This is a genomic window from Prescottella subtropica (genome assembly GCF_005434945.1).
GTDB classification, from domain to species: Bacteria; Actinomycetota; Actinomycetes; order Mycobacteriales; family Mycobacteriaceae; genus Prescottella; species Prescottella subtropica.
Genome location: NZ_SKCH01000004.1, coordinates 107,569 through 127,398 on the forward strand (window position 1 = coordinate 107,569; position 19,830 = coordinate 127,398).

At 69.7% G+C, this 19,830-nt stretch carries 14 protein-coding genes; 4 read left to right on the top strand and 10 right to left on the bottom strand.

The window, feature by feature from the left end; all coding sequences use genetic code 11:
• The first annotated feature begins 1 nt into the window (after position 1).
• On the top strand, positions 2-1,429 hold the full coding sequence (locus E0497_RS06320) for a tyrosine-protein kinase domain-containing protein (protein ID WP_137723939.1): 1,428 nt from the start codon (positions 2-4) through the stop codon (positions 1,427-1,429).
• Positions 1,430-1,772: 343 nt separating this feature from the next.
• Here E0497_RS06320 and E0497_RS06325 read toward each other — a convergent pair whose 3' ends face one another.
• Positions 1,773-2,321, bottom strand: a complete 549-nt coding sequence (locus E0497_RS06325; protein WP_137723940.1) for an arsenate reductase/protein-tyrosine-phosphatase family protein — start codon at positions 2,319-2,321, stop codon at positions 1,773-1,775.
• 81 nt (positions 2,322-2,402) lie between these two features.
• Between E0497_RS06325 and E0497_RS06330 the strand changes: the two genes are divergently transcribed.
• The gene (locus tag E0497_RS06330; protein ID WP_479681063.1) at positions 2,403-3,191 is read left to right on the top strand and encodes a DUF7159 family protein; all 789 of its coding nucleotides are present in this window, start codon (positions 2,403-2,405) and stop codon (positions 3,189-3,191) included.
• On the opposite strand, the gene E0497_RS06335 is transcribed toward E0497_RS06330, so the two are convergent.
• The 4 genes from E0497_RS06335 to E0497_RS06350 all read right to left on the bottom strand — a co-directional run bounded on the left by E0497_RS06335 (position 3,176) and on the right by E0497_RS06350 (position 6,748).
• A complete protein-coding gene (locus tag E0497_RS06335) occupies positions 3,176-4,462 on the bottom strand; it encodes a YibE/F family protein (RefSeq protein WP_137723942.1) in 1,287 nt (428 codons plus the stop codon). The two genes, E0497_RS06330 and E0497_RS06335, sit on opposite strands and share 16 nt — an antisense overlap.
• A gap of 205 nt (positions 4,463-4,667) precedes the next feature.
• Complete coding sequence (locus tag E0497_RS06340; RefSeq protein ID WP_137723943.1) at positions 4,668-5,930, bottom strand: pyridoxal phosphate-dependent aminotransferase; 1,263 nt, start codon at positions 5,928-5,930, stop codon at positions 4,668-4,670.
• Between the two features lie 79 nt (positions 5,931-6,009).
• Positions 6,010-6,195 carry a hypothetical protein gene (locus E0497_RS06345; RefSeq protein WP_137723944.1) on the bottom strand — a complete coding sequence of 62 codons (186 nt, stop codon included), beginning with the start codon at positions 6,193-6,195 and terminating at the stop codon, positions 6,010-6,012.
• Between the two features lie 133 nt (positions 6,196-6,328).
• Positions 6,329-6,748, bottom strand: a complete 420-nt coding sequence (locus E0497_RS06350) for a TIGR03668 family PPOX class F420-dependent oxidoreductase (protein WP_137723945.1) — start codon at positions 6,746-6,748, stop codon at positions 6,329-6,331.
• 31 nt (positions 6,749-6,779) lie between these two features.
• Between E0497_RS06350 and E0497_RS06355 the strand changes: the two genes are divergently transcribed.
• Positions 6,780-8,723: a dipeptidyl-peptidase 5 gene (locus E0497_RS06355; protein WP_137723946.1), complete on the top strand. Its 1,944-nt coding sequence runs from the start codon at positions 6,780-6,782 to the stop codon at positions 8,721-8,723.
• Positions 8,724-8,872: 149 nt separating this feature from the next.
• Here E0497_RS06355 and E0497_RS06360 read toward each other — a convergent pair whose 3' ends face one another.
• Both E0497_RS06360 and E0497_RS06365 read right to left on the bottom strand, forming a co-directional pair.
• Positions 8,873-9,832 carry a hypothetical protein gene (locus E0497_RS06360; protein WP_137723947.1) on the bottom strand — a complete coding sequence of 320 codons (960 nt, stop codon included), beginning with the start codon at positions 9,830-9,832 and terminating at the stop codon, positions 8,873-8,875.
• A gap of 292 nt (positions 9,833-10,124) precedes the next feature.
• Positions 10,125-13,232, bottom strand: coding sequence for a (Fe-S)-binding protein (locus E0497_RS06365; protein WP_137723948.1), 3,108 nt, complete (start codon positions 13,230-13,232; stop codon positions 10,125-10,127).
• 456 nt (positions 13,233-13,688) lie between these two features.
• On the opposite strand from E0497_RS06365, the gene E0497_RS06370 reads away from it, so the two are divergent.
• Positions 13,689-14,318, top strand: coding sequence for a DUF8020 domain-containing protein (locus tag E0497_RS06370; protein WP_137723949.1), 630 nt, complete (start codon positions 13,689-13,691; stop codon positions 14,316-14,318).
• A 70-nt stretch (positions 14,319-14,388) separates the two neighbouring features.
• On the opposite strand, the gene E0497_RS06375 is transcribed toward E0497_RS06370, so the two are convergent.
• From E0497_RS06375 to E0497_RS06385, 3 genes are all read right to left on the bottom strand, one after another.
• On the bottom strand, positions 14,389-15,702 hold the full coding sequence (locus E0497_RS06375) for a S1 family peptidase (protein ID WP_137723950.1): 1,314 nt from the start codon (positions 15,700-15,702) through the stop codon (positions 14,389-14,391).
• Between the two features lie 152 nt (positions 15,703-15,854).
• The gene (locus tag E0497_RS06380; protein WP_170312889.1) at positions 15,855-17,234 is read right to left on the bottom strand and encodes a S1 family peptidase; all 1,380 of its coding nucleotides are present in this window, start codon (positions 17,232-17,234) and stop codon (positions 15,855-15,857) included.
• 25 nt (positions 17,235-17,259) lie between these two features.
• Entirely contained in the window at positions 17,260-19,830 is a 2,571-nt protein-coding gene (locus E0497_RS06385) for a LuxR C-terminal-related transcriptional regulator (RefSeq protein WP_137723951.1), read from the bottom strand.

Genomic DNA, 19,830 nt, shown 5'->3' on the forward strand with positions numbered 1-19,830 from the left:
AATGGAAGTACAGGACTACCTGCGCATCGTGCAGTCGCGCTGGAAGATCATTGCGGCGGTGACGTTGCTCGGTGTGCTCGCGGCGCTGGTGGTCTCGCTGCTGTCCACCCGCATGTACCAGGCCTCGGCGAGGCTGTTCGTCTCCACGTCCTCCGGGGCGTCGGTCAACGAAGCGTTCCAGAGCAACAGGCTCTCGCAGGAACGGGTGGCGTCGTACACCAGCCTGCTCAGCGGAACGACGCTGGCGCAGCGCACCCTCGACGCGCTCGGCGACGACACGATGACGGCGAAGGCGCTGGCGGGCGAGGTCAAGGCGTCGTCGACACCCGACACGGTCCTCATCAAGCTCTCCGTCACCGACCCCTCGGCCGAACGTGCCCGTGACCTGGCGAACGGGCTCGCAAACGAGTTCGTCTCCATGGCAGCGGAATACGAGACGGTGGAACCGGGCACGCCGCCGATGGCGCGGGTGATCGTCGAACAGTCGGCGGTCACACCGGATGCGCCGGTCAGCCCGCGGACCGAGCGCAACCTCGCGCTCGGACTCGTCGTGGGTTTGCTCGGCAGTATCGCGCTGGCCGTGCTCCGCGACCGCCTCGACAACACCGTCAAGTCCCGGGAGGTTCTCGACGAACTCGCCGGCGTCGGACTGGTCGGCACGGTGCCGTTCGACAAGGACCGGGAACAGAAGGCGGCCATCGCATTCCAGGACGGCTACTCGGCCGGCGCCGAGGCGTTCCGCGAGCTCCGGACCAACCTGCAGTTCCTCGAGGTCGACAATCCGCCGCGGGTCATCGAGGTCACCAGTTCCCTTCCCGGCGAGGGCAAGACGACGACCGCGATCAACCTGACGCTGGCGCTCGCGGAGTCCGGATACACGGTGTGTCTGGTGGACGCGGATCTGCGTCGCCCACGTGTCGCGAAGTACCTCGATCTGATCGGGTCGGTCGGTATGAGCACGGTCCTCTCGGCGCAGGCCGACCTCGACGACGCACTGCAGTCGTCGCCGTTCCCGAACGTGTCGGTACTGGCCTCCGGCGCGTTGCCGCCCAATCCCAGTGAGCTGCTGGGGTCGTCCCACGCCGAGACGTTGCTGAGCGATCTGCGTTCGCGGTTCGACTTCGTCGTCATCGACGCGTCGCCGCTGCTACCGGTCACCGATGCGGCGGTACTGGCAGCGAAGGTGGACGGTGCGCTCGTCGTCGTCCGGCACGGAAAGACCAAGCGGGACGAGGTGTCCCGGGCGATCGGCAACCTGCGCGGTGTCGGTGCGACCGTGCTGGGCACGATCCTGACGATGACCCCGTCGAAGGGGCAGGGCGGGTACGAGTACCGGTACTACTACGACGCGGACGCTCCGGTCGAGAAGACGGTCGGGACTGTGCCGCAGGTCGATCCGGCCCCGATGGCCGCGCACAGCCGAATCTAGGGCAGGGCACGAGGAAGCCCCCGACCGCGGTCGGGGGCTTCCGGTGCGTGCGCGTGCTCAGTTACCGCCGAGGCTCAGCGCACCGAGCCGGCTGATGAACGTGCCCAGCTCGCCGACGAATCCGCCGATGCTGCCGACGACGGTGTCGATGAGAACGAAATCCTCGAAAGAACCCATGATTACTCCTCTGTCCAAAGTGAATTCGGCCGGTGCGCGTGCCGTAGTCACGCCCCGGTGCAGTTGCACACGAGAACGCTGAGGAAGATCTTGCCCCGACTGGCCCCGACTTCATCGCATCGTCGGGATGCGATGAGCTACACCGTAATCGACGGATCCGTCCGTGTCATCCGATCCCGGACATCGGGCCGTGTGAGGTGCCGGTCCGCAGGCCGGTGAGTACCTCCGAAACTGCCCTGTCGACGATCGTGCCGACATCGGTGAAGACGTCGGCGGATGCACCGATCGGGTCGGGAACATCCATGCGGGCCGGCCGGGGGACGGTGCCGCGTGCGGTCGCGAGTGCGGGGACGGTGGTAGGGCCGGCCACCGTCACCAGCTGCGCCGCCTCGAGTAGCGTGAACGTTCGTTTGAGCTGACGCGGAGCATGGCGCAGCACGGCGTCACGGTGCGCCTCGGTCATGGTGAGGATCAGATCGGCACCGTTCGCGAGCACCGGGGTGAGCTGACGGGCGGAGAACGCGTGTGGGTCGCCGCCGAGTGACGAAAGAACACGTGCTGCAGTGGGTTCCATTCCGGATCCGACGACGGCGCGAGTTCCGGCGCTCGACACCGTCAGATCGGCATCTCCGTTGCGGGCCGCCCACGCTGCAGCGAGACGTTCCGCGGTGGGGGAGCGGCAGATGTTGCCGGTGCAGACGAACAGCAGCTTCATGCCCGAGAGTGTAGGTGCCGACGTATAGACTCGACGGGTTCAACGGCCCCGGGTGGGCGCGTAGTCGAGTGAAGGCAGTTCATGGGTGGGGTCGTAGGTATTTCGGTGGGGGCCGAATCCGTGCGGGCGGTGTGCTTCGGCTCCGCCGCGGGATCGGGACGGGTCGATCGGCAGTCGGTGCCGGTGGACGGACTGTCGCCGGAAACGGTTGCGGTGGAAACGATCGGGATTCTGTTGGCCGCACACGCGGGTGCGGACGTCGCGGTCGCCTACCGCGGGGAAGCGCAGGCGGCGGCGTTGGACGCGGCGATGCGCCGGCACGGCATCGCGAACGTTCGGTTGGTTCCGGAGGCGTCGGCGGTCCCGGCGTGGCTGGATCTCGACGAGCGGTTGGACGGCCTGCGCACGGTGGTCCTGTACGACCTCGACGAGACGGGGCTCACGGTGACGGTCGTCGACCGGGAGTCCGGCGAGGTCGTGGCGTCCGAACAGTCCGTGGGACGCGGGGTGGCGGCGGGGTCGGTCGAGAACTCGGTCGATCTGGTCGGCGATCTCGTGGAGCAGGCCGGGGTGGCCGCGGAGGCCGTCGTCGTCCTCGGCGCCGGCGCACGAGCGCAGGACGCTGCCGGGATTCTCCGTGGTCGTTCGGCGATTCCGGTCGTGGTCGCAGCGACACCCGAGTACGTTGCGGCGTCGGGTGCGGCTCTGCTCGCGGAGTCCACCGGCTCCGCTCCGCCCGCTGCGTCCCCGATTCAGGCACGCCCGCCCGCGCGGGTGTCGCGGGTCCAACTCGTCGGGGCGGGTATCGCCTGCGCGGCGCTGCTGCTTCTCGCCGTGACCGGGTTCGGGCTGGGCTACGGCCGGGCGTGACGCCCGCGTCGACGCGCGGCCGGAGCCGGACGCGGGCGCGCGAGCAGGACCGCGATGGCGGTGGTCAGCGGAACCGACAGGGCCAGGGCGATACCGCCGACCGAGGAGCGGACGATCTCGACGGCGACGGCGTCACCGGTCAGGACGTCGCCGAGGGGGCTGTCGGTGACACTGAACAGCAGTAGGAGCGGCAGCGCCCCACCGGCGTAGGCGAGGACGAGCGTGTACACGGTGCTCGCGATGTGGTCGCGTCCCACACGCATCGCGGCGGTGAAGATGTTTCGGCGGGTGGCGGATTCGTCCATCGCCGCGATCTCGAACGCCGCCGACGCCTGCGTGATGGTGACGTCGTTGAGGACGCCGAGCGAACCGATGATGAAGCCGGCGAGGAGGAGTCCGGTGATACTGACGTGCTGGATGTAGGCCTGGACCTCGGTGTTCTGTTCCTCGGACAGGCCGGTCAGGTGGGTCAGCCGGATCGCGGCCGTCGACGCCACCGCGGCCACAACCGTCGACGCGAGGGTGCCCAGCAGTGCGGCACTGGTGCGCAGGTTCACCCCGTGCGCGAGATACAGCACCGCGTAGAGGATCACCGCCCCGGACACGAGGGCGACCGGCATCGCGGCCCGACCGTCGAGCAGGGCCGGCAGGGTGAAGACGATCAGGACGCCGAACGCGATCCCGAGTCCCAGCAGTGCGCGCAACCCCCGCCATCGGGCGACCGCGACGATCGCCACGGCGAACGCGGCGACGACGAGCAGCAGTGAACCCCCACGCGCGTAGTCGTTGAACGAGTAGATCGGTGAGCCGCTCGCATCCGTCTGCCGGACGAGCCGAACATGTTCGCCGACACGCAGGTCCGGTTGTCCCGGACCGGGCACGATCTCGAGGAGCGTGCGGGTGCCGTCGTGGGGGCCCGATTCGATCGTGACGACGCTGCGCCGGCAGTCGACTCCGGCCGCCGCCGACGGTGACGGCGCCGGGTCGCCCGTGAACACCCTTCCCGCGGAAGGGCTTCCGCACGGTGCGATGTCCTGCGCGACGACGGTCCCGGCCTCGGTGACGACGGCACCACCACCGGCATTCCGGAACGGCAGCGGAATGTCGACGTGCTGGTGGGACGGCCACAGGATCGCCGCGCCGGCGACGACGGCCACACCGATCGCGACCAGCAGGCCCACGACGACGCGGGCAGCGGTCGGTCCCAGGGGAACCGGGCCCGCAGAGTGCCCGTGCCCGTGTCCGTGGCTGTGGGGTGAGCCGGATGTCATCGGTGTGGTCTCCGCACCCGGTCAGGCTATCCGGCGGGCGCGGTAAGCGACGGTGGCGGGGAGCAGGGGGGGTCGTCCCCGCCACCGATGTCCTCGTCGCCCAGGGGGGTGGGGTCAGGACGAGGCGCTTACGGGCACCCGATGGTGCCGAACGGTCAATTTACCCAAAGCGCGGCAATCGTGCAGGCCTGGAGTGAAATTTCTTCTACTGCTTGTAGCTCGACAGGAAATTACCGAACCGTTCGATCGCCACTGCCAGGTCACGGGCCCACGGCAGCGTCACGATCCGCAGGTGGTCGTGGTCGGGCCAGTTGAAGCCGGTGCCCTGCACCATGAGGATCTTCTCCTGCAGCAACAGGTCCTGCACGAGCTTCTCGTCGTCGTGGATCTCGTGGACGTTCGGATCCAGCCGGGGGAACGCGTACAGGGCACCGCGCGGCTTGACGCACGACACGCCGGGGATCATGTTGAGCCGCTCCCACGCCACGTCGCGCTGCTCGAGCAGTCGCCCGCCGGGCAGAACGAGATCCTCGATGCTCTGATGCCCGCCGAGAGCCACCTGGATGGCGTGCTGACCGGGCACGTTGGGGCACAGGCGGGTGGATGCCAGCAGGTCGAGGCCCTCGAGGAACCCGGCGGCGTGGTCCTTCGGTCCGGTGAGCGCGACCCAGCCGGCCCGGTAACCGGCCACCCGGTACGACTTCGACAGGCCGTTGAACGTCAGACACAGCAGATCCGGCGCCAGGCTCGCGAGCGAGATGTGCTTGGCGTCGTCGTACAGGATCTTGTCGTAGATCTCGTCGGCCAGCAGCAGCAACTGGTGCTTGCGGGCCAGGTCGACGAGCTGCGTGAGCACCTCGGCCGAATACACGGCGCCCGTCGGATTGTTCGGGTTGATGACGAGCAGCGCCTTGGTCTTGTCCGTGATCTTGGACTCGATGTCCGCTATGTCGGGGTTCCAGTCGTTCTGCTCGTCGCACAGGTAGTGCACCGGGGTGCCGCCGGACAGGCTCGTCATGGCTGTCCACAACGGGTAGTCCGGCGCCGGGATGAGCACCTCGTCACCGTCGTTCAGCAGCGCCTGCATCGTCATCGTGATGAGTTCGGAGACGCCGTTGCCCAGGTAGATGTCGTCGACGTCCAACTCCGGGAAACCGGGCACCAGCTCGTAGCGGGTGACGATCGCCCGGCGCGCCGACAGGACACCCTTCGACTCCGAATAGCCCTGCGCGTAGGGGAGCGCCGCGATCATGTCCCGCATGATCACGTCCGGCGCCTCGAACCCGAACGGGGCCGGATTGCCGATGTTGAGCTTGAGGATCCGATGCCCCTCGGCCTCCAGGCGTGCCGCGTGCGCATGCACCGGCCCCCGGATCTCATACAGCACGTTCTGCAGTTTGGCGGACTGCTCGAGCATGCGCTGCGATTGCCGTGGACGCGGGGCTTCTGGTGTGCTCACGCATCCCATGATCCCACCCGGCCGCAAGTGCATATCGGACGGTGCGTCCGCTGTCGGGGTGGCGACCTGACGGACGGGCGTGCGTGCGTCAGATGCACAGCGGCAGCACGAGCGAGCCCACCGGGATGACGAGGCACAGGCCCACCGATCCCGGGCCTTCGGTACTACCCATACCGGGCGGCACCGTCTGGGCCGACGCGGCCGGGGCCGTGACGAGCCCCAGCGACACCGTGACCGCGGCCGCGGCGAGCACTCCTGCGATTCGGCGTGTCATGGCGGAAACCATCCCTTTCGACGGCGATCGCTGACCGGTGCGGATCCGCACCACCTCCATCGTCGCCACAGTCGCCGGTTCGTCTCAAGGTTCCGGACTGCACAGTTCGGTCACGCCCGGGACGATCCGCTGATTACGGGTGTTCGTGCGTCGCCGCCCACTCCCGGCAGGCCACGGGATGCACCGCGATCACCGGCCCGTCCGGTCGCAGCGCGCGGTACTGCGGATACTTCGCGACCAGGGTGTCGAGTGCCGCCGTCTCCTCGGCCCCGGCTGCCAGGACATGTGCGACGCCGTCGACCCGCACCCACCACAGCCGCGACCAGTCGTCGTCGTACCGGTCGACCAGCAGGCTCACCCGCCCGGTCGCGGCAATGTTCGCCAGCCGCTTCAGACGCGTGGTCGTCTTCGGTTTCGCATCGACCGCCGTGTAGACGACGCCGCCGTGCACCGCGAACACCACCGGCACCAGATGCGGCCGACCGTCGGCCGACACCGTCGCCATCCGAGCCACGGGGGCGTCGACGAAACGCGGTGGAAGCGACACACGCATGAACCGGATGCTAGATCGCTAGGGTCTCGATATGACGACCGCTGCCCCGACAGTTGCCCCGTACGGATCGTGGACGTCCCCGATCACCGCCACCGACCTCGCCGCGAGCGGTCACCCCGTCGAGGGCGGCTGCTTCGTCGACGGCGGCCCGTGGTGGTCGGAGACCCGGCCCACCGAATCCGGGCGCACCACGATCCGCAGGCTCGGCGACGACGGTGTGCCGGTCGACGTACTGCCGCCACCGTGGAACGCCCGCACCCGCGTCCACGAGTACGGCGGCGGCGCATGGGCGGTCGCAGCCGGCGGCGTGCTGGTGTTCGCCGAATTCAGCGACCAACGGCTGTACCGGTTCGACCCGGCCGCCGACATCGCCCCGGCACCGATCACGTGGCCGTCGCGCGGCGCCGCCGACCGCTACGGCGACCTGACGATCGTCGGCGACGACGTGTGGTGCGTGCGGGAACGACACACCGAAACCGGTGTGGCACGGGACATCTGCGTCGTTCCGCTCTCCGGCAGGGCGCTGGACGACCCGTCGGCGATCCGGTCGATCGTCGCCGGCTCCGACTTCCTCGCCTACCCGCGACTGTCCCCGGACGGCACCCGGCTCGCATGGATCGCGTGGGATCACCCACAGATGCCGTGGGACGGAACGGAACTGAAAGCTATGGATCTGGCATCGGGTGAGATTCGGGTGCTGCTCGGCGGTGTCGACGAGTCGGTGCTGCAACCCGAATGGACCGACGCCGGGAACCTGCGCGTGATCAGCGACCGCAGCGGCTGGTGGAACCTGTACCGGGTAGCTCTGGACGGAGGTCTTTCGCCCCTGGTGGCTGTGGACGCCGACTTCGGCGGACCGCTGTGGCAGCTCGGCGCCCGCTGGCACGTCCCCCTCGGCGACGGCCGCCTGCTCACCGTCCGCACCGTCGGCACCGACACCCTCGCGATCCTCGACCCGGCGACCGGTGCACTGGACGACGTCGAACTGGACGGTGTGTCGTCGGTGCAGGTGTGCGACGTCGACGGATCGCGAATCCTGCTGCGCTGCGGTGGAGCCCGGGTCGTCTCCGGTCTGCGGATCCTCGACCTCGCCACCGGTGTGCTCACCGACGTCCGGCTGTCCGTCGATGATCTGCCCGACATCGCCTACCTGCCGGAGGCACAGCTCCGCACGTTCCACGGCCCGCAGCGGGAGGTCCACGCGATCGTGTATCCGCCCCGCAACCCCGACCACACCGCACCGGACGGGGAACTGCCCCCGTACGTCGCATTCGTCCACGGTGGCCCCACCGCGCACGTCGCACCCGCCGTGAACCTCGTGTACGCGTACTTCACCAGCCGCGGCATCGGCGTCGTCGACATCAACTACGGCGGCTCCACCGGCTACGGACGCGACTACCGGGGCCGGCTGCGCGGACAGTGGGGCGTCGTCGACGTCGAGGACACCGTCGCCGCCGTCCGCGGCCTCGCCGACGCCGGACTCGCCGACCCGAACCGGCTCGCCGTCGAGGGCGGCTCCGCCGGCGGCTGGACGGTGCTGGCCGCGCTCACCACCTCGGACGTGTTCGCGTGCGGCGCATCATACTTCGGTGTCGCCGAGCTGACGGAGTTCGTGAAGGAAACCCACGACTTCGAATCCCGGTACATCGACGGACTCGTCGGACCACTCCCCGAGGCGCGGGACCTGTACGAGCGCCGCGCACCCCTGAACAACGTCGACGGACTGTCCTGCCCCGTCCTGCTGCTGCAGGGCCTGGCCGACCCGATCGTCCCGCCCGCACAGGCCGAACGATTCCGGAACGCACTGGTGCGCAAGGGCATTCCCCACGCCTACCGTGCCTACGAAGGCGAATCCCACGGATTCCGCCGCGTCGAGACCATCGTCGACGCCCGCGAATCCGAACTGTCCTTCTACGGCCAGGTCATGGGTTTCGAGACACCCGGCGTACCGGCCCTGGAGCTGTGGCGGGGGTAGGGGCGCTGTCGGTGCGGGTGCCGCGGGGTCGTCGCGGCGAGGTCACACACCTTCTGTCGGCATCACACACGGGTTCGTTGACGAAAACGTGTGTGAGCCCGGCAGAACGTGTGTGATCCCGTGGGATACGGGACGGTGGCAGTCCGGCGTCACGGACGTTCCGAGTGCACGACGCGTCCGAGTGGCGGTGGGCAGCGTTGTGCCCGGGTGGCGGCATCCAGGATCCGACGGGCGACCAGATCGGGGGTATCCAGTTCGTCCCAGATCCAGCGCACCACTTGCCAGCCGGTGTCACGGATCGCGTCCTCACGCAACTTCTCCGCCCACAGCACGTCGGCCGGCACCGCTCCCTCTGAGACGAGTCGGCCGTATTTGATCCTGCCGTCGAACTCGCCCACCACGCCGAGCGACTCGAACAGGAAGTCCACCCTGCCGAGGCGTTTTCCACCAGCGTCGTACAGCACGGACTGGCAGTCGGGTAGGGGCAGTTGCTCACGGATCATCAGCACGCGACTGCGCGATTCACCGACAGACTCGGAGCGGCCGTCCAACTGAGTGAGGACGCGGTGGGCGCGGCGGCGCCCGGCATGTGCGGGGAGCAGATCTGCGGCGGCAGCCAAGTCGACGGATGTGAGCGGAAGAGAGTGCAGTGCGTGATCGCCGACGACGACAGCCTGTTCGAACGGCAAGGTCCGGGCGAGGTCGACCACCGTTCGTGCGGAGGTTGTCACCCGCAGACCATCCACCTCGGTGATTTCGTTCGGGGTCAGGGTTGCGGAATGCACATGACGGTGCCGGGTGCGCCGGCCGCCGGTGGGCCGGTCACGAGTCAGGTGTGTCAGGCGCAGCGGGGTGCGCCACAGATCCAGACCGTGCACGACGGCGGCGGACTGGTGACTGAGCACAGCATCCCGTGACGCGGACAGCAGCGTTTCCTCCGCGAGCAACCGGTGTTGTGAGTAGACGCCGAGTTCGTCGAACAGAGCACGGTCTGCATAGCGTCCGGGGCGAATCCGCTGCCAGGTGCCGTTACGGCACATCCGCTGCAGTTGATGGTCGGCGGCACCGCGCTGCAACGCCTCGTCACGCCGGATGATGTGTTCCCCCATGGGCACATCGTGCCGTGAGCCGGTCGTGGGGCTTGACGCCGGCGCAGGTGAAAAATCCGGCCTGTGGATGAATGCGGAGCTGTGGATAGGCCCGCACCACACACGTTTTCTCGGAGTCACACACCGTCTGGACAGTGAACGCGTGTGTGTTGTCAACAAAAGGGGTGTGACGCCGGGGAACGTGTAGGTGCCGCAGCTCGGAGGCGCGATGGTGGGGGAGGGGCAGTAACCCCGGGCACCCCGGACACGACAGCGCCCCCACCGTTCGCGGTGGGGGCGCTGACCGGTACTGCTACTTCTTGCGGCCCGGGGCCTTGGCGCCGGACTTGAAGCCCAGCGCGCCGGGCTTGGCCTGCGGCGGCGCCGGGGTGGACGCCTCCGACTTCGGGGCCTCGACCGGTGCAGTCTCGACCGGTGCAGTCTCGCCGGGAGCGGCCTCAGCCGGTGCAGCCTCGGCCGGGGACGCCGGTGCTGCAGCCTTGCGGGCGCCGGGGGCCTTGGCGCCGGACTTGAAGCCCAGCCCGCCCAGCCCGCCCGGCTTGGCCTGCGGGGCCGGAGCGGCCTCGGCGACCGGAGCCTCGACGGGTGCAGCAGGCGCGGGAGTCTCGGCGACAGGTGCAGCAGGCGCTGCCTTCGCACCCGGTGCCTTCGCGGCGCCCTTCATCTGGAGGCCCTTGCCACCGGGGGCCTTGGCGCCGCCCTTCATGGCGAGCCCACCCGGCTTGGCAGCCGGAGCCGACGGAGCAGCCGGAGCAGTCTCGGGGGCGGCAGCGGCCGGAGCGGCTTTCGCGCCCGGCGCCTTGGCCGCGCCCTTCATCTGGAGGCCCTTGCTGCCGGGGGCCTTGGCGGCACCCTTCATGGCGAGCCCACCGGGCTTGGCGGCCGGTGCAGCAGCAGGAGCGGAAGCCTCGGCAGCCGGAGCAGCCTCGGCCTTGGCGCCGGGGGCCTTCGCGGCGCCCTTCATCTGGAGGCCCTTGCCGCCCGGGGCCTTCGCACCCGGGGCCTTGGCGAGGCCCTTCATAGCCAGACCCTTACCCGCGGCCGGAGCAGCCTCGGCGGCAACCGGAGCCTCGGCAACAGGAGCAGCCTCGGCAGCCGGAGCGGCAGCGACAGGCGCGGCCGGAGCCGCAGCCGGGGCCTTGGCCCGCTGCTCCACCTTCAGGTTCGCGGTGAGCTGTGCGGGGTCGAGGCGGGTGACCGTCTCGAGCATCATCTGTGCGACGTCGACGACCTCGACGCCCTCGCCCTGGCCCTGCTCCTGGCGGGCGGTGACGCCGTCGGTGAGCATGACGCGGCAGAACGGGCAGCCCGTCGCGATCTTCTTAGGACTCGTCGACAGTGCTTCGTCGACGCGATCGATGTTGATGCGCTTGCCGAGCTGCTCTTCCATCCACATGCGGGCGCCACCGGCACCACAGCACATGGATCGTTCGCCGTGTCGCGGCATCTCGGTGAGCTTGGCACCGGACGCCTCCATCAGCTCACGGGGTGCGTCGTACACCTTGTTGTGGCGGCCGAGGAAGCACGGGTCGTGGTAGGTGACGTCTTCGGCCACCTTGGCGACGGGGACGAGCTTCTTGGCGCGGACCAGCCGGTTGAGCAGCTGCGTGTGGTGGACCACCTCGTAGGTGCCGCCGACTTGCGGGTACTCGTTGCCGAGTGCGTTGAAGCAGTGCGCACAGGTGACGACGATCTTGCGACGCTCCTGCGGGACGCCGTCGAACAGCTCGTTGAAGGTTTCGATGTTCTGCATCGCGAGCTGCTGGAACAGGAACTCGTTGCCCGCACGGCGAGCGGAGTCACCGGTGCAGGTTTCACCGGCACCGAGGACCATGAACTTCACGCCCGCGGTGGCGAGCAGTTCGGCGACGGCCTTGGTGGTCTTCTTGGCGCGGTCCTCGTAGGCGCCGGCGCAGCCGACCCAGAACAGGTACTCGTAGTCCTCGAAGGAGTCGGCATCCTGGCCGTAGACCGGGATCTCGAAATCCATTTCGGAGATCCAGTTCAGGCGGTCCTTGGAGTTCTGACCCCACGGGTTGCCCTTGTTCTCGAGGTTCTTGAACAGACCCGCGAGCTCGGTCGGGAACTCCGATTCGATGAGCACCTGGTAGCGGCGCATGTCGATGATGTGGTCGACGTGCTCGATGTCGACGGGGCACTGCTCGACGCAGGCACCGCAGGACGTGCACGACCACAGGGTCTCGGTGTCGATGACCGGGGCGAGTTCACCGGCGGCGACCAGTTCGGCGGTCTCGCCGACCAGCTTGCGTCCGGCCTCGGCGCGGGCGTCGGCCGGGATCTTGGCGAGGGCGGCCTCGTCGGGCTTGCCGTCGGCATCGACCAGACCGATCTCGTCGCCGCCCATGTCGGTGCGGCCACCGGCCAGCAGGTACGGGGCCTTGGCGTAGCCGTGGTCGCGCAGCGACATGATGAGCAGCTTCGGGCTCAGCGGCTTGCCGGTGTTCCAGGCGGGGCACTGGGACTGGCAGCGACCGCACTCGGTGCAGGTCGTGAAGTCCAGCCAACCCTTCCACGAGAAGTCCTCGATCCGTCCGGCGCCGATCGTGTCGGTGTCGGGGTCGACGGTCTCCGCGTCGAGCAGGGCGCGGCCCTGAGACATCATCGGCTTGGCGGCGCCGAGGGCGACGTCGCCGTCGTCCTCACGCTTGAAGTAGATGTTCGGGAACGCGGAGAAGCGGTGCCAGGCGACACCCCAGGTGATCTTGCGGCCCACGACGAACAGCCAGATCATGCCGGACATCAGCTTGACGAACGCGAACACCGACACCATGACGGCGCTCGACGGCAGCAGCTTGGCGATCTGCATCGTGAAGAAGTCGGTGGCCGGGTTGGCGTGCCCGGTCATCGCGAGGCGACCGGCCTTCACCATGATCATGCCGATGCCCTCGATGAGGACGACGATCTCGACGAAGTACGCGGCCGAGAACACGGAGCCGCCGAAACGGGACAGCCGGGCCGGGAGGCGCGGGTGGTTGAGCTGACGGATGACGATCAGCACCAGGATACCGACGACGGTGCCGATACCGAGGATCTCGTCCCACAGGTGCCAGGCCCAGGTGTTGCCGAAGATCGGCCAGTGGAACTCGGGGTTGAACGTCTGCCCGTACGCCTCGAACCACAGCAGGAAGCCGCCGAGGAAGCCGATCATCACCAGCCAGTGCGCCCAGCCGACGGTGCGGAACTTCTGCATCCGGGTGTGCGCGATGAACTCGACGATCATCTGCTTGAAGCGCGGGAGGAAGGGTCGCCAGCGATCGGGCGCCGGCTGACCGATCTGCACGGTCTTGGCCATCCGCCAGGCCCCGCTCAGGAACGAGGCCCAACAGACGAGGCTCAGCAGGACGCCGACGGTGCCCAACGTAATCGTCAGGGCATTCATGTCGATGCCTTTCGTTTCGGGGCAGCACGCGTGCCGCCTGGGGTCAGCCCACAGATCCTAGCCGCTCACAAGTTACTCGCCAGTAACTTGAGGCTACTACCTGTCGGTAACATAGCGCGTGGCCCGACATCCTGCATCGTTGCGTCCCGACGCGCACCCGAGAGGGCGACGCGAGGCGGTGGTGCGGAGGTCTGCGGAGCGAGCTGAACCGCGCGGTCCGGTTTCGATTCGGTAAACGGTATGCGGTGACCGGGTGACCCGCGTCGCGCAGGTAGTCCTAACTTGACGCTTCTCCGGTCTTCGTCAGGTGTGCCGGGTAAGGCTGGGTTATGCTTCGCCGGCATCGGGTTCTCATCGACCTGTTCGCGCGGGTGGGGAATATCGGCGCGTTCGACTGGGACATCCACATAGGTCGGGGGGCCATTCGTGGCAATCACAGAACGGAAGCAGCAACCTATGAAGCTCAAGAAGTTCGCCGTATCGTCCGCACTCGCCATCGCCGCCCTGAGCGTCACCGCCGGTACCGCGTACGCGACCCCGGCCCAGAACCCGGCGCCGGTGCAGAACACGATCGGCCACCACACGGCCGTCGAGGGCCGCTCGGTCGTCACCGTCCTCGAGTTCGGCGGATTCCACCTCACCTCCGACGGCAAGTTCGTCGAACTCCGCAACGACGCCGGCGCCGTGCTGCAGACGCTGCCGCTCACGATCCAGTTCGGCGGCAAGGAATACTCGATCGCCCCGCTGATCGAGAACCAGGGCCGCACCCTGACGCTCACCCCGGAGACCGACCCGGCCAAGGCCACCGCCGTCGACGTGGCCGCGCCCGTCTCCGACGTCGCCGCGCCGTTCGACTTCAGCCCCGAGAACCTCGAGAAGCTCTCCGCCGGCGTCGGCAATGCCGTCACGATCGGGTCGCTCATCGGTACGGTCGTCGGTGCTGTCGTCGGGTGCGTGGCAGGTCCCGCAGGTTGCGTCGCCGGCATCACTACCGGTGCCGGCATCGGTGGCGTTCTCGGCACCATCGCTGGCGGCGGCACCGTCCTCGCCGGCAACGGCTCGGCCATGCTGAACGCCCCGGCGTAACCGCAGCATCTACGAGAAAGGCTCCGCTCCCGGTTTCCGGGGGCGGAGCCTTTCTCGTGGAGTGCGTCTCTTACGAGGTGCGGATCGTCAGGCCGGGGTTGTCGGCGAGGATCGCGTTGACGGGGGTGGCGAACAGTTCGGGGGTTTCACCCATGACGGTGGTGGCGACGCCGGCGACGTCGCAGCTGCTGTAGTTGCCGACGTTGGAGGCGCTGGAGATGCCGAGGGCGAGGGTGCCGGTGACGATGGGGCCGCCGCTGTCGCCCTGGAGGGCGCACAGGTCGGTGGCGAAGCCGTCGTTCAGGGTGCGCTGGCCGACGGGGATGACCTGGTGGACGGCGGTGACGACGCCGCAGTTGAAGCCGGAGGTGTTGCCGGCCTTGCAGACGGGGGCGCCGATGACGGGGTCGGCGGTGCCGGTGATGGACAGGGGCGCGGCGTTCGGGACGCGGACCCCGTTGTTGACGAACCGCTGGGCGGCGTCGGCGGTGGGCCGCAGGATCGAGTAGTCGATGCCGTCGAGGTCGGTCTTCTCGAAGGTGCCGATCATGGGGCCGGAGCTGTCCCCGATCATGGAGTACGCCTGCGATGCGTGTTCGGTGCCGGCGAAGGTGCGGCTGGGGTCGCAGTGGCCGGCGCTGATGTTGACCGGCGCCCCGCCGGCGTCGATCGCGTTGAAGCCGAGTGAGCATTTGAGGCCGATGCCGCCGCCGTACGACGCGTACGGGTCGCCGGCGAGGAACGCGTCGGACGAGTACTGGGCGGTGGGCTGGGGTTGTTCCACCGGCTGCAGCGGTGCGATGGCCGGGCCGAGGACGACGCGGGCCGCTTCCTGCAGGAACGGGGGCAGCAGGGTGAACAGGTCGACGGCCGTGTTGTCGACGCGCAGGACGACGTCGTTGCTCGCGATGTCGACGGTGACGCCGCGAACCAGCTGAGCGAGTTCCTTGGGCAGCTTGTCGACCCAGTTGCTCAGGGCGGTGCGGGTGGCGTCGAGCTGGTTCTGGCTGTGTGTGACGTCCTTGCCGGTGAAGCCGGCCTTCTCGACCTCGGTGCGGGCGGTGTCGCGGTCCTTCGCGGCGAGCCCGACGGTGGGGGTGCCGGCCTGGTCGATCCACACGCCGGCGAACGAGTCCGGGAACCGGTCGCGGGCGGTCTTCGCGAACTCGGCGAGCCTCTGCGCCAGCTCGGACCGCTCGAGGTACTGGTCGGGGGACAGGTGCAGGTCGCGTTGCACTGCATCGGCCAATTCGGCGGGCAGGTGCGCCGCCCGATCCGACACACCCGGCTCGTCGGGCTGCGCCTGGGCGACGGACACGGCAGGGCCGAGGAACAGGAGCGCGGTCGAACCGATGACCGCGGCACGTGCGAGCGAGCTGCGCATGTGGGCCTTTCTGTGGTGTGCCCTGCGACCGTGGTCCCCGAGGAGCGCAGAGAAGGAGCACCCCGTCGAAAGGGTGCCCCGCGTCGGAGTCGACTATATGGCGTCGACACCGCCCTGCCCACCGAAACGAGCAATCGCGCGGGCCGGATCGGTCAGTGGTCGGCGGGGGCGGTCCGCAGCGACAGACCGGCGCCGAATCCGCCACCGGACGAGGCGTCGGCCGCGGCGGTGATGTTCTGGATCGGGATTCCGAGATTGGATGTGCCGCCGTCGATCGCGAGCACCAGGTTGGCCTCGGTGCAGTTGGGGGCGTCGCTCGAGTTGGAGCCGCTGGTGATGCCGAGCGCCAGGGTGCCGGTGACGATGGCGCCGCCGCTGTCGCCGGCGAGCGTGCACGCGGTGCCGGCGAAGCCGCGGACGGTGCGGGCGGTGCCGTCGAGCATCATGAGCGACGCCTCGACGCGGTCGGCGGAGACGACACCGCACGTGAACGCCGACGTCTGACCCGACTTGCAGATCGGGGCGCCGACGACGGGGACGGCCGTGCCGGTGACGGTGAGGGTGCTGCCGCCCGCCCCGCGGACCGTCGGACGGTCGAGTCCGGCGCGCACGCCGGCGTCGTCGAGTCGGATGAGGGAGTAGTCGAGGAACTCGCCGCCGCCGACCTGCGACCTGGCGAACGTGCCCACGCGGGTGCTGGCGCCGACGTCCTCCCGGTTGGGCAGGTACACGCCGGCCTTGGTGCCGGGGGCGGGATCGCAGTGCCCGGCACTGATGTTGACGGGGGTGCCGCTGCGGTCGACGGCGTTGAACCCGAACGAGCAGATACCGATGTCGGCGGGATCAGTGGTGCCGATCGCCCCGGGTGCGGTGACGTACGTGTCGCCGCCCATCGTGGTGCGGTCGACCGGGACCTGACCGAACGACGACAACTGCACCTGCACGTCCGCCAGCCACGTCGGCAGGTTGATCGCACGCCCGGCCGGGCTGTTCGCGATGTCGACGACGAGCCGGTTGTTCAGCAGGTCGATCGTCGCGGACCCGATCTGCGACGCGATCTGCTGCGGCAGGCTCGTGACCCAGCGGTTGAAGTCGGCGAGCGAATTCTCGAGGCCCGCGAGCGACACCGGCGTCAGCCGGGTGCGGTAGCCGTCGCGGGCCGCGGTCTGCGCGGCCGCCGTCGTGGTCACCGCGACCACCGGATGCCCGTCCTGACCCATCCAGGCGCCCGCGAACTCGTCCGGATGGGACGCCCGGAAGTCGGCCGCGTACGCGTCGAGTTCCTGCGCGCGGGCCGCACGGTCCAGGTACTCCTGCGGACTGATCTTCAGGTCGCGGGTGATCGCCTCCACCAGATCGGCGGGCAGATCCTCGGCCGCCGACTGCCGGACCGAACCTCCGGACGTGTCGGGGGGAGCGGCCTGCGCGGACGCCGACAGCGGCACCGCGAGCAGCAGCAGGGACGATCCGACAACGGCGACACGCCGGGCCGACGACTGCACGGAGGCGCGTGGCGCCAGCGAGGTACGCACTTGTGTTCCTTAAGGGGGTTCGGGATCAGCCACCAACAATAGGGGACGATGCCGGGCCGCGCCGGGAATCGCCCGGGCGGGACTCGCCGTGGCCGAGGGCCCGCAACATCGACATCAACTCCGAGCGGGACCGGGCGCCGAGCCGACGCCGGATCCGCGCCACATGATGCTCGACGGTCTTCGGTGCGATGTACAACCGGGCCCCGATCTCGCGGTGGGTGAGCCCCAGCAGCAGCAGTCCCGCCACGTCCGCTTCCCGATCGGTGAGTGTGGAACCGCCGGTGTCGGTGGCGGCCGGATCGGTGGTCGGCGACGACGCTGCGGCCGTGTCGCGCAGGGACCGCGCCACCTGCAGCAGTGTCGTCGCCCCCTTCGTGTCCGGCACCCGGAGGGCCGCTTCACCGGCGAGTCGCGCACCGTCCCACGGCAATCCGATGCGGTCGAGTGTTCGGGCCGCGGCCTCCACCTCGGACGCGTCCGCCTCCTCCCGCAGCAGTCGCAGCCAGACGCGTCCCGCGGCCGCCAGACCGGCGGAGTAGGAACCGACCTCGGCGGCCGCGGCGAGCGCCCGCGCGTGCGGCAGCAGCCGGGCCGGGTTCTCGCCGAGGATCGCGGCCTGCACGCCGTACCAGTGCAGCGACGACCCCCACAGCGGCGGCTCGCCGAGCCGGGCCAGCAGGTGCTGCGCCTGCTCGACGAGGTGCGCGATCCGCTGCTCGTCGTCGAGTCGGACCGCCGCCAGCCATAGTTCCCCCAGCGGCAGCAGGCTGAACAGGTCGGCCGAATACCCGGCGACGACGGGCTGCGCTGCCGCCCATGCACTCTGGAGTGCACCGATGTCGCCGCTGCGGCGGGCCAGCCCCACCCGCAGCCCGTGCGCGAACAGGGCGTCACGTCCGGACAGGGGACGGCCGTCGGGAAGCGACGCCAGCGTCGCTGCTGCGGCGGCCGGATCGCCGCCGACCATCGCGGTCCACGCCGACAGCAGGAGATGCCGGATGCGCGGGAAACCGGCGTCCGGGTGGGCGTCGAGTGCCCGGCGCAGCACCGAATTCGCGTGCGCGAGTTCACCGGAATGCAGGCACAGCAGTGCGGTGACGGCGGTCGCGGTGTCCGGGAGGATCCGCGTGTGCGCGCCCGACCCCAGGAGCGACATCGCCCGGCTCAGCGAGTTCATCGCGAGCCCGCCGTGCCCTTCCACGGACCGGGCCACACCGTCGGCGAGCAGTGCCGCACCGGCCGTCCCGGACGTGGGCGGACCGGTGTGCCCGGTCGAGGACACGGCCGCCGCCGATTCCGGCCGGCCCGCCGCGAGCAGGACGGTCGCGGCGATCGCGGAGTCCCCACCTACCCGGTCGGGGCCGAGCCATTCGTAGAGGTCGGCGCTGCGGACGACCGCGCCGCGCAGGGCGGCGACGGTGGCCGAGACACGGACCGCGGAGACGAGTTCACCGGCGGTGAGGGTGTCGGTGCGGACGAGCAGACCGTCCGCGAGGGCTTCCGCGGCGTCGAGGTCGCCGTCGAGCAGGCTCGCCTCGGCCCGCCGCAACGCGAGCGTGTCGGCCCCGGCCCCGGCCCGGACCGCGGCATCCAGCAGACGTGACGTCCGCCCCGGCGCGGCGGAATCGGTCCCCGCGGAATCCGACCCCGCGGAATCGGCACAGTCGCACAGGAACCGGGCCAGACGCGGATCCTCGAGCCCGGTGCCGACGAGGGTCAGGGCGGTCGGCTCGTCGAGTGTCGACGATGCGAGCCGGGCCGTGAGCAGTCGCACCTGCAGATCCCGCAGCCGGGTCACCCCGATCGCGGCACCGATCAGTGGCCGCAACGCCGGCGATGTGGTGTCCGCGCGGGAGACGAACACGCTCGCCCGCACCCGGTCGGCCACGGTGCGCGCGGCCTCCGACGGGACATCGAGAACGGCCGCGAGATCACCGGTGTCCACGCCGAACCCGAACGCGCACAACGCCAGGGCCGCCAGCATGTCGGAGTCGAGGTGACGCAGCGCGTCGTGCCAGTACGCGGTCACCGCCGTCCGGATCGTGGCGCCGTCGGCGCCGGGGGTGACGTGCAGGGAGTCGAGACCGGCGTCGACCGCGGCGAGCACACCGGCGGTGGTGTCGTGCAGTACGCCGAGACGGTCCGGTGCGAGTGCGAAACCCCGACCGTGGGCCCGTGTCGCGATCTCGCCGGCGGTGAGGGGACGCAGATCGATCACCGGTCCGCGCGTGTGCAACGCCGTCACGACGTCGGCCAGGGCGCCGCGGTGCGGGCGGGCCTCGACGGCGACGACGACGGTCCGTTCACCGCCCTGCACGGTTCGCTGCAGTGCCGCGAGCGCGTCGTCCCCGAACGTGTGCGCACCGTCGAGGACCAGCGGTCCGGTGCCGGGGTCGTCGAGGCTGACGCAGACGTCGCTGCCCGTGGACGCCAACAGGTGCCGGGCGGCACCGAGCAGCAGCGACTTGCCGCTTCCGGCGTCGCCGCGGACCAGGATGCACCGGGTGGACGCGGTGAGTGCGTCGAGAAACTCGCGTGCCCCCGGCACGCCGACGAGTGTGGCGTCGACGGCAGGGCCGGTTCGGGTGGTCGGCAT

Coding starts and splice junctions, on each gene's coding strand:
- E0497_RS06375 (WP_137723950.1), bottom strand. CDS start 15,702: ATGCGCAGCTCGCTCGCACGTGCCGCGGTCATCGGTTCGACCGCGCTC.
- E0497_RS06330 (WP_479681063.1), top strand. CDS start 2,403: ATGGGTGGGGTCGTAGGTATTTCGGTGGGGGCCGAATCCGTGCGGGCG.
- E0497_RS06365 (WP_137723948.1), bottom strand. CDS start 13,232: ATGAATGCCCTGACGATTACGTTGGGCACCGTCGGCGTCCTGCTGAGC.
- E0497_RS06345 (WP_137723944.1), bottom strand. CDS start 6,195: ATGACACGCCGAATCGCAGGAGTGCTCGCCGCGGCCGCGGTCACGGTG.
- E0497_RS06325 (WP_137723940.1), bottom strand. CDS start 2,321: ATGAAGCTGCTGTTCGTCTGCACCGGCAACATCTGCCGCTCCCCCACC.
- E0497_RS06320 (WP_137723939.1), top strand. CDS start 2: ATGGAAGTACAGGACTACCTGCGCATCGTGCAGTCGCGCTGGAAGATC.
- E0497_RS06385 (WP_137723951.1), bottom strand. CDS start 19,830: ATGCCGACCACCCGAACCGGCCCTGCCGTCGACGCCACACTCGTCGGC.
- E0497_RS06350 (WP_137723945.1), bottom strand. CDS start 6,748: ATGCGTGTGTCGCTTCCACCGCGTTTCGTCGACGCCCCCGTGGCTCGG.
- E0497_RS06355 (WP_137723946.1), top strand. CDS start 6,780: ATGACGACCGCTGCCCCGACAGTTGCCCCGTACGGATCGTGGACGTCC.
- E0497_RS06370 (WP_137723949.1), top strand. CDS start 13,689: ATGAAGCTCAAGAAGTTCGCCGTATCGTCCGCACTCGCCATCGCCGCC.
- E0497_RS06335 (WP_137723942.1), bottom strand. CDS start 4,462: ATGACATCCGGCTCACCCCACAGCCACGGACACGGGCACGGGCACTCT.
- E0497_RS06340 (WP_137723943.1), bottom strand. CDS start 5,930: ATGGGATGCGTGAGCACACCAGAAGCCCCGCGTCCACGGCAATCGCAG.
- E0497_RS06360 (WP_137723947.1), bottom strand. CDS start 9,832: ATGGGGGAACACATCATCCGGCGTGACGAGGCGTTGCAGCGCGGTGCC.